The organism is Mesoflavibacter zeaxanthinifaciens subsp. sabulilitoris, from assembly GCF_014191595.1.
Lineage (GTDB): Bacteria > Bacteroidota > Bacteroidia > Flavobacteriales > Flavobacteriaceae > Mesoflavibacter > Mesoflavibacter zeaxanthinifaciens.
Window position 1 is genome coordinate 388,619 of the sequence record NZ_JACHWV010000002.1, and the last position, 14,925, is coordinate 403,543.

Consider the following 14,925-nt stretch of genomic DNA (forward strand, 5'->3'; position numbering starts at 1 on the left):
TGTTATTTATTGATTATCAATTTTTTAGATGTCCTATCGTTTATTCTGACAATATAAATCCCATTGTTATAATTGTCTGTTGGTAAAACGAAGTTTCTGGCATTGATATTGTTTTTATCAAATACCTTTTTACCAAGTACATTAAATATTTGAACAGTCATTATTTTTTTTGTGCTGTTACTTGTTAATTTACTTTTACCCTTCGTTGGGTTAGGAGACATTGAAAAATTATTAGTAATTTCAAATTCTTTAGTATTTAATGCATTCTCACTTTCTCTAACCACAAATAAGCCTCTTTCTATATCACTAATAATGATATTACCGCTTGCGAAATAAGGGTAGATACTCCACGCACCATTAAAAGCTGTGCTGTTACTAGATGGGTAAGTATCAAAATAACCAATTTCTGTCATGGAGTTAGAAGTTGTGTTTACTGTTGAAATATCTACTACACGCATGCCAGCACGATAATTTGCTAAGTAAAACTTGTTACCTTTAATGTAACCATTATGATCTATTGCATCTGAAGGTCCATAATATGTTGATAATAATGATGGGTTATCTAAATCATTAACATCAAACACTAAAGTTCGTGTGTTGTTTCCAAAATTCATTTCGTCTGTTTCGTCTCCAAAAATGAAATATTTATGATCTTCTGTAAACCAACCTTGATGTGCATAACCTGGACTTGGATATGTAATTTCTGAAATAAACTGCGGATTGCTTTTGTCTGTAACATCTAAAAACACAACTTTATCATTAGATCCTCCATTACTAGCTGCTAAAATTTGTCTGCCTATATAACTAGAAACTCCAGTAACATTACTAGCGTTTGTGTCTGGTCCATTATAAGTTATAACTTGTGCGTCATGTGTATATCCGCTTGCGGCGTAACTACCACTAATAGTTGGTGAGCTAGGGTTAGAAATGTCTACAAATATAGGTCCGCCACTAACTGCGTTACAACCTACCAGATAAGCGGTTGCGTCATCTTCATTGATAACTATATTATGACAGCTGCCAATGTTAATTCCGTTATCGCCACTAAATACTACAACTCCACCATCATTTATAGCACTAGTAAATGTTAAATCCGGATTTGGACCATTTCTTAAATTGGTTAAATCAAAAACTTGCATGCCATGATTACCTACACCATCAGCAACAATATAAGCATGATTATCATATACTTTTACATCTCGCCAATAGGATGTGTTTCCGTTAGCGGTTTCAACTCTGCCTAAAAAAATTGGATTAATTGGGTCTGAAACATCAACAAAAGCAGTGCTATTTGTTGTGCTAATAATAGCATATTCTTTTCCGTCTAACGGATCTGTCCATCCCCAAATATCACTACCTTCTTCTGTACCTAATGTGGTTGCTAAGACAGAAATTGGTACTCTAGATAGCAAGTCGTAACCGTTGCAAGGGTAAGATGTAGTTACACCTTCCAATGTGTGTATGGCAAATCCATTTTCACATGGAGATTGTGCATGAGCTAAACAAATAAAAAGACTAAAAGCTAAAAATGGTAATTTTTTTAAATAATTCATTTAGGTTAAGTTCTGATATAGAGATTTTAGCAAATTTAACAGAAATACTAATAATTAAGTAAAATTTGTAGTTAATTTAGATTTATGCTAACTATTAATTATAACAATTAATCTTACTTTTTACCTACCTTTTAAAATAGCCTTAGTATTTTTGCACTATGATAGAAGATAAAAATCAACAACGTACAGATTTAGGTCAAATAGGAGAATTTGGCTTGATAGACCATTTAGCTAAAAATTTTGAAATCAAACAATCATCAACTATTAAAGGAATTGGCGATGACGCTGCTGTTTTAGATTTTAAAGGAGATAAAGTTGTAGTATCAACAGATTTTTTAGTTGAAGGTGTGCATTTTGATTTATCCTACATGCCTTTAAAGCACCTAGGTTACAAATCAGTTATGGTTAATTTATCTGATATTTATGCAATGAATGCACAAGCTTCTCAAGTTACTGTGTCTATTGCGGTTTCTAATAGGTTTCCGTTAGAGGCTATAGAAGAGCTTTACGCAGGTATACAAACAGCTTGCAATATTTATGACGTAGATTTAGTAGGAGGAGACACTACAAGTTCTACATCTGGATTAGTTATTTCTGTTACAGCAATAGGTCATGTAGATAAAGATAATGAGGTATATCGTAGTGGTGCTAAACCAAACGATTTACTTGTGGTTACCGGAGATTTAGGTGCTGCTTATTTAGGACTTCAAGTTTTAGAACGCGAAAAAGAAGTGTTTAAAGTAAACCCTCAAAATCAACCAGATTTAGATCAGTATACTTATTTGGTAGAAAGACAACTTAAACCAGAAGCAAGAAAGGATATTGTTAAGTTATTAAAGGATTTAGATGTAAAACCTACATCTATGATTGATATTAGTGATGGTTTATCTTCAGAAATACTTCATATATGTAAAAATAGTGACGTAGGTTGTGATCTATACGAAACCAAAATACCTTTAGATCCTCAAGTTATATCTACGTGTGAAGAATTTAATATCGATAGTACTACAATAGCTTTAAACGGAGGTGAGGATTATGAGCTTTTAATGACGATAAGCCAAGAAGATTTCCCGAAAATAAAAGCAAATCCAAATTTAACTGTCATTGGTTATATTACTGAAAAAAATGCAGGTGCACATTTAGTTACAAGAGCAGATCAAAAGATTGAGTTACAAGCTCAAGGATGGAAAAGTTTTAAATCTACAGAAGATTAAGACGTCATTTTAATTTGAGGGTAATCAATCCTTTGTCTAGATAACCTAATTAGTTTGTTGTTATGTATTCGTTTTAAAACGGAATTAATTTCTTTAAATTTAGGAGTTAATTCTGTTAAGTCACCGTTGCTATTAGTGGTCATTTCTTTTTTACAATTGCAACATTTGTACTCTTTAACATGATAGGTGATGTTTTTACTCACCTGAAAGTTGTGTCCAAAAATAGCGCAGTATAGACTACTGCGATTAGTTGTTTGGTTGTCTACTTTTCTCATCGGTATATGTTTGTTTTAGATAGCTTTGGGGCTAAAAGATTAAAAATGTAGTAGTTAACATTTCGAATGTAAATAATAAAATCTAAAACACCGACAAAAAGTTATGTTTTTTCGATGAAATGCACTATTTCTTGTAAGAAATCACTTTCATTTTCAATATAAGACATATGTCCGCCTTCTAAAATGCTAATATTTAGAAGATTAATAGGTTTTAAAGATTCAAGATTTTCTAAGCTTAAAATTGGGTCGTTTTTACCGGCAATAATTAGTTTTTTACAGTTAAGTTGTTTTAAAACTTCGGTTCTATCTTTTCTTAGCTTCATACCTTCTTGAGTGGCAATATAACCTTGCAAAGGTGTTTTTAAAGCTTCTGTTTTTAAGGCTTCAATGTCTTCACTAAATAATTCTCTATTTTTTTCGTAAAATAAATTACTAATAGACATACTAACCAAGCTTTCGTAGTTTCTCTTTGCTGCTTTTATAGCTCGTGTTCTAGTATCATAACGTAACAGGCTATCAGCAAATGGTGTCGAGTTCATTAAGCATAACCCATTAATGTATTCTGGATGTTTTTCGGCGAAAGCCAAAGCAACGTAACCGCCTAAAGAATGACCTATTACTGTAAAGTTTTTAATATTTAATTGGGTAATCAATGCGTGTATCATGTCTGCATTATCTTCCATAGTATGAATATAACCCAAGCAATCGGTTTGACCATGACCTAATAAATCTACAGTTATTATTCTGTTAGTATATTTTAATGTGTCAACTAAAGCATTCCACATGGTGCTGTTTTCTAAAAAACCATGGATTAATACTATTGTATCACCTTGACCAATATCGTTATAAGAAACCGTAATGTTTTTGTAGGTTGTTGTCATAGTTTGCAAATATAAGTTAAGAGCGTAAAAAGTAGCTCAAGGATTTATTATATTTGAAGACTTTCAACTTAAAATTTTTAAAATGAAAATTAATAAAATCACTTTCATTTTTGCCTTTTTTACATGTTTGTCTTTACAAGCTCAAATCGAAGAAAAGCAATTAGATAAATTAGTAGAAAAAACTTTAAAAACCTTTGATGTTCCTGGTATTTCTGTTGGGATTTTAAAAGATGGAAAAGTGGTTTACGCAAAAGGACATGGTGTTAGAGCATTGTCTAACCAAAAAGAAATGAATGAAAACACCTTAGTCGGTATTGCGTCAAACAGTAAAGGGTTTACCTGTTTTGCATTAGCAATTATGGTAGACCAAGGTAAATTAAGTTGGGACGATAAAGTTACAAAACACATTCCTGAATTTAGACTATACGATGCTTGGGTAACCCAAAATTTTACGGTTAGAGATTTGGTTACGCACAGAAGTGGACTAGGTTTAGGTGCAGGAGATTTAATGTTTTTTCCAGAAAACGACCATTTTGATGTGCAAAAAGTAATTGATAATTTAAAGTATATCGAGCCAAGTACCTCGTTTAGAAGTACGTTTGAATACAATAACAATATGTTTATCGTTGCTGGTGAAGTTTTAAAACGTGTAAGCGGATTATCTTGGGAAGATTTTATAGAAACTAAAATATTAAAACCTGTTGGGATGACTAACAGTAAAGCTGCTTACAGTCGCGTGACCGATAAGTCTAATATAATCGAAGCGCATACGATGGCTGATGGTAAATTAGAAGAAATTCCGCATGATTGGGATGATACTGCTAATGCTGCTGGTGGAATTGTAAGTAACGTTACCGATATGCTAACTTGGGCAAAATTTTTAATGAATGATGCTGTAACCGAAAACGGAACACGATTATTAAGTAAAGATCAATTACACGAGCTTTGGCAACTACAAACACCATTAAAAGTTAGAGCCAATGACAGTTACAATTCTAATTTTAGAGGGTATGGTTTAGGTTGGTTTGTAACCGATGTAAAAGGCGGATATAAACAAGTGTATCACACTGGCGGGTTATTAGGAACAGTGACCCAATTTACTATCATACCAGAACTAAATTTAGGAATTGTTGTCTTAACTAATCAAATGAATGGTTCTGCATTTACCACTATAACCAACACCATTAAAGACACGTATTTAGGTTACGAAGACAGACACTGGTTAGACAAATTAGGGCAAAGCAATGAAGATTGGTATAAGTACAACGATAGTATTAAAACCGAAGTGTTTAATAAAGTTGAAATGATGAAATCAAGCCCAATCATACCTAAACCAGAACAAATTACAGGTACATTTACCGATGCTTGGTTTGGTGATATGGTAATTAAAAAAGAAGGTGAAAATTTAAGAATTTCAGCTATAAATTCTAAAACTATTAAAGGTGAATTATTACCATATAACGCCACAACATTTGTTGTAAAATGGGATAATCGTAGTTATGATGCCGATTGCTTTATGCAATTTACTTTTGATGAAAAAGGAAAAGCACAAAGCGCTACCCTAAAACCAATTGCACCAATTACAGATTTTAGTTACGATTTTGAAGATTTGTTTTTAAAGAGAACGAAGTAGTTAATTCTTCAAATTTTTAATCACAGAAAACGCTTTATCTACCACGTGATCTTCAACCAATATAGTAAACTCATTGGTAGTAGAAACTACTTCGTAAATTGGGATGTTTTCCCAAGCCAAGCGCTTAAAAATTTGATAATACAAACCAGATACTTTAGAGTTGTCTTTAGGTAATCTTACACTAATAGCAGATAAACCTTCTTGCAGTCCTATTTGAATTTCATCTTTAAAACGTTTTAAAACTTGCTTGTTTTCTGAGCTAGAAATAATAATGTTACTCTCGTAAATTCCTCTAGTAAACGCATAAAAAATATCTTTATTTGTTTCGACTTGTTCTAAAATTTTGGTGTGACATTGTATTAAGGTTTCCGAGTTTTGAAACGTAAAATCACTAAGGTTAGAACGTACCGTAATATCACCAAGTTTTTGAAGCGTCGTTTTTAGTTTTAAAGAATGACGTAAATTATTTGGTGTATTGTAACGTCTTAATGCCATCATAATAGCGCCAGACTTTACGGGTTTTCTTAGCATATTGCTAATAGGTTCGCGTAGCTCTTCTGCTAAAGCAGAATAATTTATAATACTGCGTGTTAAAGCTTCTTCTAAAAATGGTTGAGCAATTAAGATATCTTCAACGCAAGATGAAATAGTTTTCATGATGTTAATTATTTAACAATTTGTGTAAAAGTAGTATAATTTTTTCATTTTTAAGGCTATTGCTAAGGTTAATAGTAGTTTAGCAGTCTAAATAATAAAAAAATGTTAGTATTAAAATTTGGCGGTACATCTGTAGGTAGTGTAGAAAGCATGATTAATGTAAAAAACATTATTAATGATGGTAAGAAAAAAGTGGTTGTATTATCTGCAATGTCTGGCACAACAAATGCGTTGGTTAATATTTCTGAGCTATTGAAGCAAAATAATGCCGAAGAAGCAGTAGTGTTACTTGATCAATTACATCAAACTTATAAAAATACTATAGATCAATTAATAACTAATCCAACATTTAATGCAGAAGTTAATGCGTATGTATCTAATATTTTTGAGGTTTTAACTCAAAATACCAATAATGAATATAATCGCTTAACATACAATACATTTGTAGCACAAGGTGAAAGATTATCAACCTATATCTTTACTAGATATTTACATCAAGAAGGTATAGATGCTTGTTTGATTTCGGCATTAGATTTTATGCGAATTGATAAAACTAACGAGCCTGATAATTTTTATATTCAACAAAATTTAAACCGCATCCTTTTTGAGAATTCCGAATCTCAAATCTATATCACACAAGGTTTTATTTGTCGTGATGCAGATGGTAATATTGCTAATTTACAACGTGGCGGAAGCGATTACACCGCAACTATAATTGGTGCAATATTAAAAGCTGAAGAAGTACAAATTTGGACCGATATTGATGGGTTTCATAATAACGATCCGCGTTTTGTAGAAAACACAACAGCAATCTCTAATTTGTCTTTTGACGAGTCTGCTGAGTTGGCATATTTTGGAGCCAAAATTCTGCATCCGCAAACGGTAATGCCAGTTAGTGCTTTTGATATACCTGTGCGATTAAAAAATACCATGTCGCCAAATGCACACGGTACATTAATTACTAACCAAGTACATGGCGAAGGTATTAAGGCAATAGCTGCAAAAGATGGCATTACGGCAATCAAAATTAAGTCGGCAAGAATGTTATTAGCGCACGGATTTTTAAAGAAAGTTTTTGAAATTTTTGAGCGTTACGAAACGTCTATAGATATGATTACCACGTCTGAAATTGCAGTATCATTAACTATAGACAACACTACCTATTTACAAGACATTGTAAATGAGCTTAATGCTTTTGCGCATGTTGAGGTAGACGATTTTATGAGTATTGTATGTTTGGTAGGAAACGCAATTGTTTATCATCCTGATACACCTAATCTGTTTCAAATTTTACAAGATGTTAATGTAAGAATGATTTCTTACGGCGGAAGCAATAATAATATCTCACTATTAATTAATACTAGCGATAAAGTAGAAACCCTTAAAAAACTACAACGCTATGTCTTTGAAAATAACCAAGTTTTAGTTTAAGTTGATTTAAAAAAAAACGAGCTTTTGGGCTCGTTTTTTATGGGTTTTTATATTTTAAATAGTTTGTTTTCTTGTGATAATTTCAACACTTCATAAATACTAGTATCTATGTCAGTTGGAAGTTTGTCACGAAGAACAGGTGCTATATATTGACAATTTATTTCATTAATGATAGTGGTCATTAAATTCAAAATTTGGTTTCCATGTACTGTCTCTATTTGGTCATGAATGATGAAATGTAGCGATTCAATGTCTAAAGAATCGGCAAATTGAATATATGCTAAATCAAACGCTGCAATCTGCCCTTTCTTTTTGCCTGTTCCTAAATTTCCACTAATACTAGTTATATTTAGTTCATAACCTTTTTCGGTTTTTTCTGAACTCATAACAAATTGTTCCCCATATAACTTATTAGAAATTGAAGAAAAATATTTATTAAATTCAGAAATTCGTTCTTGAATTAAACCATCTTTATCAGTAATAGATTTATCTATCTCACTTAATTGAGTAGAAATGTCGTCTAATTTATCCATTGAGTTTTTCCATAATCTTTTTAGCTCTTCAAGATTACCTTTTTTCTCATATGCTACATTTAGATTTGTAATTATTGTTTGAAGTTCTGAAACAGCACCAGATTTTTTTAGTTTAGTTGTAAATTTTTCCTCATTTATTAATAATTCTTGTAGTTCTCTCCTCTTTAATATAATTGACTCATTTAAAACTGGAAGTTCTTCAGTTATGAAATTAATTTTTTCTAAAAGCATTGAATTATGGAAATTCAATGTTTCTTCAAATGATTTTTGAATAGAAGGGTTTAGAATTTTTGCTTCTTTATACAGAAATTGAATTTGATATACATCAATATTTGAATATTCTTTTTCAAGTTCAGCTTTACTCTCTTCAATAAGTTCCTTGCGTATTTCGATTTGACTTATTTCAGTAGAAATTTTATTGATTTGAGATTTAATTAAATTTAAAGAAGATAAGTCACCATCATAATTTTCATTAATGTTGAAATTTTCTTTTGTAATTTCTAAATCGGAAATAGTACGATTAATTACAGTTAGTGACTGTTCAATTTGTGAAAGGTTACTTTCTTTTCTCAACCTTTTTTGTAAATTTTCTTCAATCTTTTTTTGAGATAGCAATCGTTGTTTTTTGTCAGCATCATCTAAGTCAATACCTAGCCAAAAAAGATATAGAGGTTCATACTCATCTGCGGTTGTGTTAAAGTGTAGAACTTTTACAGCATTGACTAATCTGTTTTTCTCATCTCTAATATTCTTTGCAATAAGTTGTCTGAAAGTCGGTTTTGGTTTATCAGAATCAAAAATTAACTCCTTTAATTTTATTTTAAAATTCTCATCATTAAACTGTTCTCCATTAATTTCTTGAATTTTGTCTTTTCTTGTTAAAAAATTTCTACGAATAGTAATTTCCCTTGAATTATCGACATCTAAATCTTCTTTTAAAATTAAGGTGATAATTATATTATTGTTTTTAAGAAAGTTTTCAATGATATTGTTTCCTTTATTTTTAAATTCTTGGTCTTGGTATATATTTTTCCCTTTGCCGCCTAGACAAAAGTCTATTAGACGAATTGCAGTTGTTTTTCCAACATTGTTGCCAGACTCTTGCTCATTATCAGTATTAGTTTCATCAACTATTAAATTTATCCCTTTATGAAATGGAACTTCTCTTATGACGTTTTTGTCATTTTCTATTTTTAAAAGTTTTAGAAACATTTTTTAATTTTTCCTTTGTCGATGTCAACTACACCATTTAAATATAACCAATCTAAACTAAGAGTGAATATGTTCATTGAAACCGTTTGACTATTTTGAATACCACGATATAACTCTAGAAAATCAAATTTTTCATTTCTAGAATTTGTTAGTTCACTAATTATTAATGAACCGATAAAGTATAAAGAATGTTCTGGATTTATGTCTTTATTTAAAATCATATAGGCTCTTCTAAAATTTTACAACGAACAAATGCATCAACGATTATAATCTTCATGCCAATATTAACAGCTTCAAAAGGAATGTCTTCCTTTGCATTTGGACTTTTTTCGAATAATTCCCATAAATAGTTTTCGACAAGCTCAATTAGTTTGTCTGCATTTTCTCGAACCTTTTCAATAGTCGAAACTTTTCCGAGAATTTCTCCTTTAGCTCTTAAATAAAGGTTATTGATATTTTGTAAAAGTAATTCTTTTTTAAAAGAACCTTGTTTTTCAATTTCTGAATAAATTTTATTCAATTTTCCATGATAAACTTTATACTGTTCAAGAATTGGTCTGTAAACTATAACATTATTATAATCGACTTTTTTATCTGGGCTGTAAGTGTTTGTTGAAGTTAATGTTTCAACATTATCTAGGCTTATAGAGCTGATATGATTAATAACTACAGCTAAAGAGGATGGATATTTGTTTAAAATATCAGTTGTTCCAATTTTTTTTAAAATATCCTTTTCATGATTTTGTTTCATTAGTTTCAAAGATGAAACTGTGTGTTTTAAAACATCATTAGTTGCGATATGATGATTTGCACATAACAAAATTAAATTGTCGTAGCTGGCTCTTTCCTTATCTGTCATGTTTGGGTCATATCGTTCACCTCCTTTTTCTGCTCCAGAGATATGACATATATTAGATAAATTTGTATCGTTTTCAGGACTTGTAAAAGTAGTGGTACACCCTGGAAATGCACATTGATTTCCAGATAAACTATACAGTCTTTTGGTAGTCAGTTGGCTATAATTTCTTGGTCCTTTTCCCACTCAGCAAATATAGGATTTTAATATTCTAGTTTAGAATATGAAAACAAAATGAAATTAAAAAATCAAATTTTCAGTTTAACGATGATTTTTAAACGAATATAGAATAAAAATTCAAACTCACAAAAAAAAGCGAACCATTTGGTTCGCTTTTTTAATCTCATTCAAAGACTATTATTTATTCATAATCTCCTCAATTTCATCTGCTTCAATTGGGATATTTCTCATTAAGTTAAAAGGTTCTCCAGTTTCTTGGATAACTACATCGTCTTCTAGTCTAATACCAAAACCTTCATCAGGTATATAAATACCTGGCTCTACAGTAAAGACCATGTTAGCTTGCATAGGCTCGGTTAAAATACCGTAATCATGTGTGTCTAATCCCATGTGGTGAGACGTACCGTGCATAAAGTATTTTTTGTAAGCTGGCCAATCTGGGTTTTCGTTTTGTACATCGGCTTTATCTAATAAACCTAAACCTATTAACTCGCTAGTCATTAATTTACCAACTTCTACGTGGTAATCTGCCCAAATGGTTCCTGGTGTAAGTAGTTTTGTAGCTTCTTTTTTTACACGGTTAACAGCGTTGTAAACTTCTTTTTGGCGTGCTGTAAATTTACCAGATACAGGTATAGTACGTGACATGTCACTACTGTAATTAGCATATTCTGCACCAACATCTAATAGGATTAAATCACCTGCTTTACACTCTTGATTATTTTCAATGTAGTGTAATACGTTAGCATTGTTTCCAGATGCAACAATTGGTGTGTAAGCAAAACCACGAGAGCGATTGTTTAAAAACTCATGCATAAACTCGGCTTCAATGTTAAATTCCATAACACCAGGTTTTACAAACTCTAAAATACGTCTAAAACCTTTTTCGGTAATGTTACAAGCGTTTTGTATTAAGTCAATTTCAATTTGATCTTTTACAGAGCGTAAACGTTGTAAAATCGGGTTGCTTTTTGCTACACGATGTGCAGGAAAACGGTCTTTAAGTTTTTTTGTAAAACGATCTTCGCGTGTTTCGGTTTCAACATTAGCACGGTAATGCTCGTTAGTATTAATGTAAACAGTATCGCATTGCGTCATGATTTCGAATAAAATTTTATCTAAATCTTGTAACCAGTATACGGTTTTGATACCGCTAGTTTCAAACGCTTTTTCTTTGGTTAATTTTTCGCCTTCCCAAACAGCAATATGGTCGTTAGTTTCTTTTAAAAATAAGATTTCGCGATGTTTTGGGTTTGGGCAATCAGGAAAAATAACAAGTATACTTTCTTCTTGATCTACGCCGCTTAAATAAAAAAGATCTCGGTTTTGCTGAAACGGTAACGTGCTATCTGCACCAATTGGATAAATATCGTTAGAGTTAAAAACTGCTAAACTGCTAGGAAGCATTTTTGCAGCAAAATTTTTACGATTTTTTATAAAAAGTTCTTTCTCTATTTTATGGTATTTCATTGTGATATTGTTTTACTTTCCGCGAAAGCGAAAAGTTATTATCTATTTATTTACTTCAAAAATAAGAAGATTAATTATCTTTAAAGAAAAATATACTAACTATGAAACTTAAACTTCTGTTAATCTTAACAGCACTTTTTACTTTTAGTGTTGAAGCACAACAAAACTTAACGACTTCAAGAGAGGTACAACAAGCTTTAATTAATAAAAAAGAACTTGTAAACGCTTCTTTAGTTAAAAATGTACCTTTTGAAAATATTGGACCTACAGTTATGAGTGGTCGCGTGGTAGATTTGGCTGTAAATCCAGAAAATCCAACCGAATTTTATGTTGGTTACGCATCTGGTGGCGTTTGGCACACTACAAATAATGGTACGTCTTTTACACCTATTTTAGACAATGCGCAAACCCAAAATGTTGGTGATATTGCTGTAGATTGGAACACTAGAACTATTTGGGTAGGAACTGGGGAAAACAATGCCTCACGATCGTCTTACGCTGGTATAGGAATACTTAAATCTACTGATAACGGAAAATCTTGGCAACATGTTGGTTTACCAAACTCGCAACACGTTGGACGTATATTAATTAATCCTAATAATCCAGAAGAAGTGGTTGTTGGTGTAACGGGTAGTTTGTATTCTAAAAGCGTAGATAGAGGTGTTTACAAAACTAAAGATGGAGGTAAAACATGGACCAAAACATTATATATAGATGATGTTAGCGGAATTATTGACATGCAACATGCTCCAAACGATTATAATATCATGTTTGCTTCGTCTTGGACTAAGGATAGAAAAGCTTGGAATTTTGATGGAAGCGGAAATAACTCGGCAATATATAAAAGTACCGATGCAGGTGAAACTTGGCAAAAAGTATCTACAGAAAAAAGTAGTTTTCCTACTGGGAATGGTGTTGGTCGAATAGGATTAGCAGTTTACGACAGTAATATTGTTTATGCTATACATGATAGTCAATTTAGAAGACCATCTGAAGGTGAAAAAGATGAAAGTAACGGATTGCAGAAAGACGATTTTAAATCGATGACTACAGATGTGTTTTTAAAATTAGAAGATAAAAAGTTGAATAATTTTTTAAAGACTAACGGATTTCAAGAAAAATACAGAGCAGAAAACGTTAAACAAATGGTGCGCAGCGGTAATGTAAAACCTGCAGATATAGCAACATATCTAGAAGATGCAAACTCTATGTTGTTTGATACGCCTGTTATTGGCGCAGAAGTATATAAAAGTACTGATGGAGGAATAACTTGGAGTAAAACTCACGATGATTATATAGACGATTTATATTATAGTTACGGATACTATTTTGGACATATTTATGTATCGCCTGCTAATAAAGAACATCTATATATTTATGGTGTGCCTATTTTAAAATCTAAGGATGGTGGTAAAACATTTACTTCGATTTCTGCAGAAAATGTACATGCAGATCATCATGCGCTTTGGATTAATCCAAAGAATCCAAATCATTTAATTAATGGTAACGATGGTGGAGTAAATATTACATATGATGATGGTGATACTTGGATAAAAAATAACTCACCATCCGTTGGGCAATTTTATGCTATTAATGTAGATAATCAAACACCATATAATGTATATGGAGGTTTGCAGGATAATGGTGTATGGAAAGGTGCAAACAACGCACCAGAAGACAGAAGTTGGCAACAATATGGACAATATCCTTGGGAAATGATTATGGGAGGAGATGGTATGCAAATTGAAATTGATAACCGTAATCCAAATATTGTTTATACAGGTTATCAGTTTGGGAATTATTACCGTCTAAATCTAGATACCGAAGAGCAAACTTACATACAACCAAAGCATCAATTAGGCGAAAGCCCTTATCGTTTTAACTGGCAAACTCCGATACAGCTATCAAGTCATAATCAGGATATTTTGTATCTAGGAGGTAATAAATTAATGCGTTCTTTAGATCAAGGAAATACTTGGGAAGCTATTAGCGACGATTTAACTAAAGGTGGTAAAAAAGGAAACGTAGCCTATGGCACATTAACTAGTATTAGTGAATCACCATTTCAATTTGGGTTAATTTATGCAGGTAGCGATGATGGTTTACTTCATATAACAAAAAATGGAGGAGCATCTTGGCAAAATATTTCTACATCTTTTCCTAAAGATCTATGGGTAAGTCGTGTTATAGCATCTTCGCATAAAAAAGAACGTGTTTATGCTACATTAAACGGTTACCGTTGGGATGATTTTTCAGTCTATATTTATAGATCTGATGATTATGGTCAAACATGGAAAAATATTTCTTCAAACGTACCAATGTCTCCAGTAAACGTGATTAAAGAAGATCCAGTAAATCAAAATATATTGTATTTAGGAACCGATAACGGTGCATATGTATCTTTTAATAAAGGTGAAACTTGGCAAGCGTTTTCTAAAGGTTTACCAGCAGTTGCTGTACATGATTTAGTGATTCATGAAGACACTAATGATTTGTTGTTGGCAACACACGGAAGAAGTATTTATAAAACCAATGTGGCTAATCTTCAAAAATATGATGATGTTGAAAGTGCATCTCAAAACATTTCAATTTTTGATATAAATAATATTAGATATTCTGGACGTTGGGGAAGTAGTTGGAATAAATGGGCTAAACCGTTTGAACCAAAAGTAGTTGTCGAGTTTTATAGTAATAATTCAGGTCAAGCAGATTTTAATATAGTAACAGAAAAAGGTACAGTTCTACATAGTGACAATGTTAAATTAAATAAAGGATTTAATTATGTAGATTATGGTTTAGAGATTACAGAAAAAGCAAAGAAAAAGCTTTTAAAGGAGAACACTTCTCTTGTTATTAATAAAGCTAAAAACGGAAAATTTTATTTGCCTAAAGGTAAGTATTTTGTAAAAATCAATAATACATCTAAAACGTTTGAAGTAAAGTAAAACTCAGGTTAATTAAACTCATTCTAAATAGCGTAAATAAAGCTTTTAATTTGTTATAAATTGCTCTGAGGCTTATCTTTGTAAA

Annotated in this window: 12 protein-coding genes; 4 read left to right on the forward strand and 8 right to left on the reverse strand. The window is 31.5% G+C overall.

The window, feature by feature from the left end:
• Positions 1-2 precede the first annotated feature (2 nt).
• Positions 3-1,553: a choice-of-anchor B family protein gene (locus FHS04_RS04605; RefSeq protein ID WP_106680272.1), complete on the reverse strand. Its 1,551-nt coding sequence runs from the start codon at positions 1,551-1,553 to the stop codon at positions 3-5.
• A gap of 158 nt (positions 1,554-1,711) precedes the next feature.
• Here FHS04_RS04605 and thiL point away from each other — a divergent pair, with 158 nt between their 5' ends.
• Positions 1,712-2,767 carry a thiamine-phosphate kinase gene (gene thiL / locus FHS04_RS04610; protein ID WP_106680270.1) on the forward strand — a complete coding sequence of 352 codons (1,056 nt, stop codon included), beginning with the start codon at positions 1,712-1,714 and terminating at the stop codon, positions 2,765-2,767.
• On the opposite strand, the gene FHS04_RS04615 is transcribed toward thiL, so the two are convergent.
• Positions 2,764-3,042, reverse strand: a complete 279-nt coding sequence (locus FHS04_RS04615; protein WP_106680268.1) for a hypothetical protein — start codon at positions 3,040-3,042, stop codon at positions 2,764-2,766. The two genes, thiL and FHS04_RS04615, sit on opposite strands and share 4 nt — an antisense overlap.
• A 101-nt stretch (positions 3,043-3,143) precedes the next feature.
• Positions 3,144-3,923, reverse strand: a complete 780-nt coding sequence (locus tag FHS04_RS04620; RefSeq protein ID WP_106680266.1) for an alpha/beta fold hydrolase — start codon at positions 3,921-3,923, stop codon at positions 3,144-3,146.
• Between the two features lie 82 nt (positions 3,924-4,005).
• On the opposite strand from FHS04_RS04620, the gene FHS04_RS04625 reads away from it, so the two are divergent.
• A complete protein-coding gene (locus FHS04_RS04625; RefSeq protein ID WP_106680264.1) occupies positions 4,006-5,556 on the forward strand; it encodes a serine hydrolase in 1,551 nt (516 codons plus the stop codon).
• Here FHS04_RS04625 and FHS04_RS04630 read toward each other — a convergent pair whose 3' ends face one another.
• Entirely contained in the window at positions 5,557-6,213 is a 657-nt protein-coding gene (locus FHS04_RS04630) for a hypothetical protein (protein ID WP_106680262.1), read from the reverse strand. It lies immediately after the preceding gene.
• A gap of 102 nt (positions 6,214-6,315) precedes the next feature.
• On the opposite strand from FHS04_RS04630, the gene FHS04_RS04635 reads away from it, so the two are divergent.
• Positions 6,316-7,644 carry an aspartate kinase gene (locus FHS04_RS04635; protein WP_106680260.1) on the forward strand — a complete coding sequence of 443 codons (1,329 nt, stop codon included), beginning with the start codon at positions 6,316-6,318 and terminating at the stop codon, positions 7,642-7,644.
• Positions 7,645-7,691: 47 nt separating this feature from the next.
• On the opposite strand, the gene FHS04_RS04640 is transcribed toward FHS04_RS04635, so the two are convergent.
• The 4 genes from FHS04_RS04640 to FHS04_RS04650 form a co-directional block, all read right to left on the reverse strand.
• A complete protein-coding gene (locus FHS04_RS04640; protein WP_106680258.1) occupies positions 7,692-9,389 on the reverse strand; it encodes a DUF2326 domain-containing protein in 1,698 nt (565 codons plus the stop codon).
• Positions 9,380-9,610 (reverse strand): ABC-three component system middle component 6, encoded by a 231-nt coding sequence (locus tag FHS04_RS14430; RefSeq protein WP_106680256.1) that lies wholly within the window; start codon positions 9,608-9,610, stop codon positions 9,380-9,382. Before FHS04_RS14430 ends, FHS04_RS04640 begins: the two co-directional genes overlap by 10 nt.
• A complete protein-coding gene (locus FHS04_RS04645) occupies positions 9,607-10,431 on the reverse strand; it encodes an ABC-three component system protein (protein WP_106680254.1) in 825 nt (274 codons plus the stop codon). Before FHS04_RS04645 ends, FHS04_RS14430 begins: the two co-directional genes overlap by 4 nt.
• Before the next feature lie 171 nt (positions 10,432-10,602).
• On the reverse strand, positions 10,603-11,895 hold the full coding sequence (locus FHS04_RS04650; RefSeq protein WP_106680253.1) for an aminopeptidase P family protein: 1,293 nt from the start codon (positions 11,893-11,895) through the stop codon (positions 10,603-10,605).
• A gap of 101 nt (positions 11,896-11,996) precedes the next feature.
• Here FHS04_RS04650 and FHS04_RS04655 point away from each other — a divergent pair, with 101 nt between their 5' ends.
• On the forward strand, positions 11,997-14,840 hold the full coding sequence (locus FHS04_RS04655; protein ID WP_106680251.1) for a WD40/YVTN/BNR-like repeat-containing protein: 2,844 nt from the start codon (positions 11,997-11,999) through the stop codon (positions 14,838-14,840).
• The last annotated feature ends 85 nt before the right edge of the window (positions 14,841-14,925 follow it).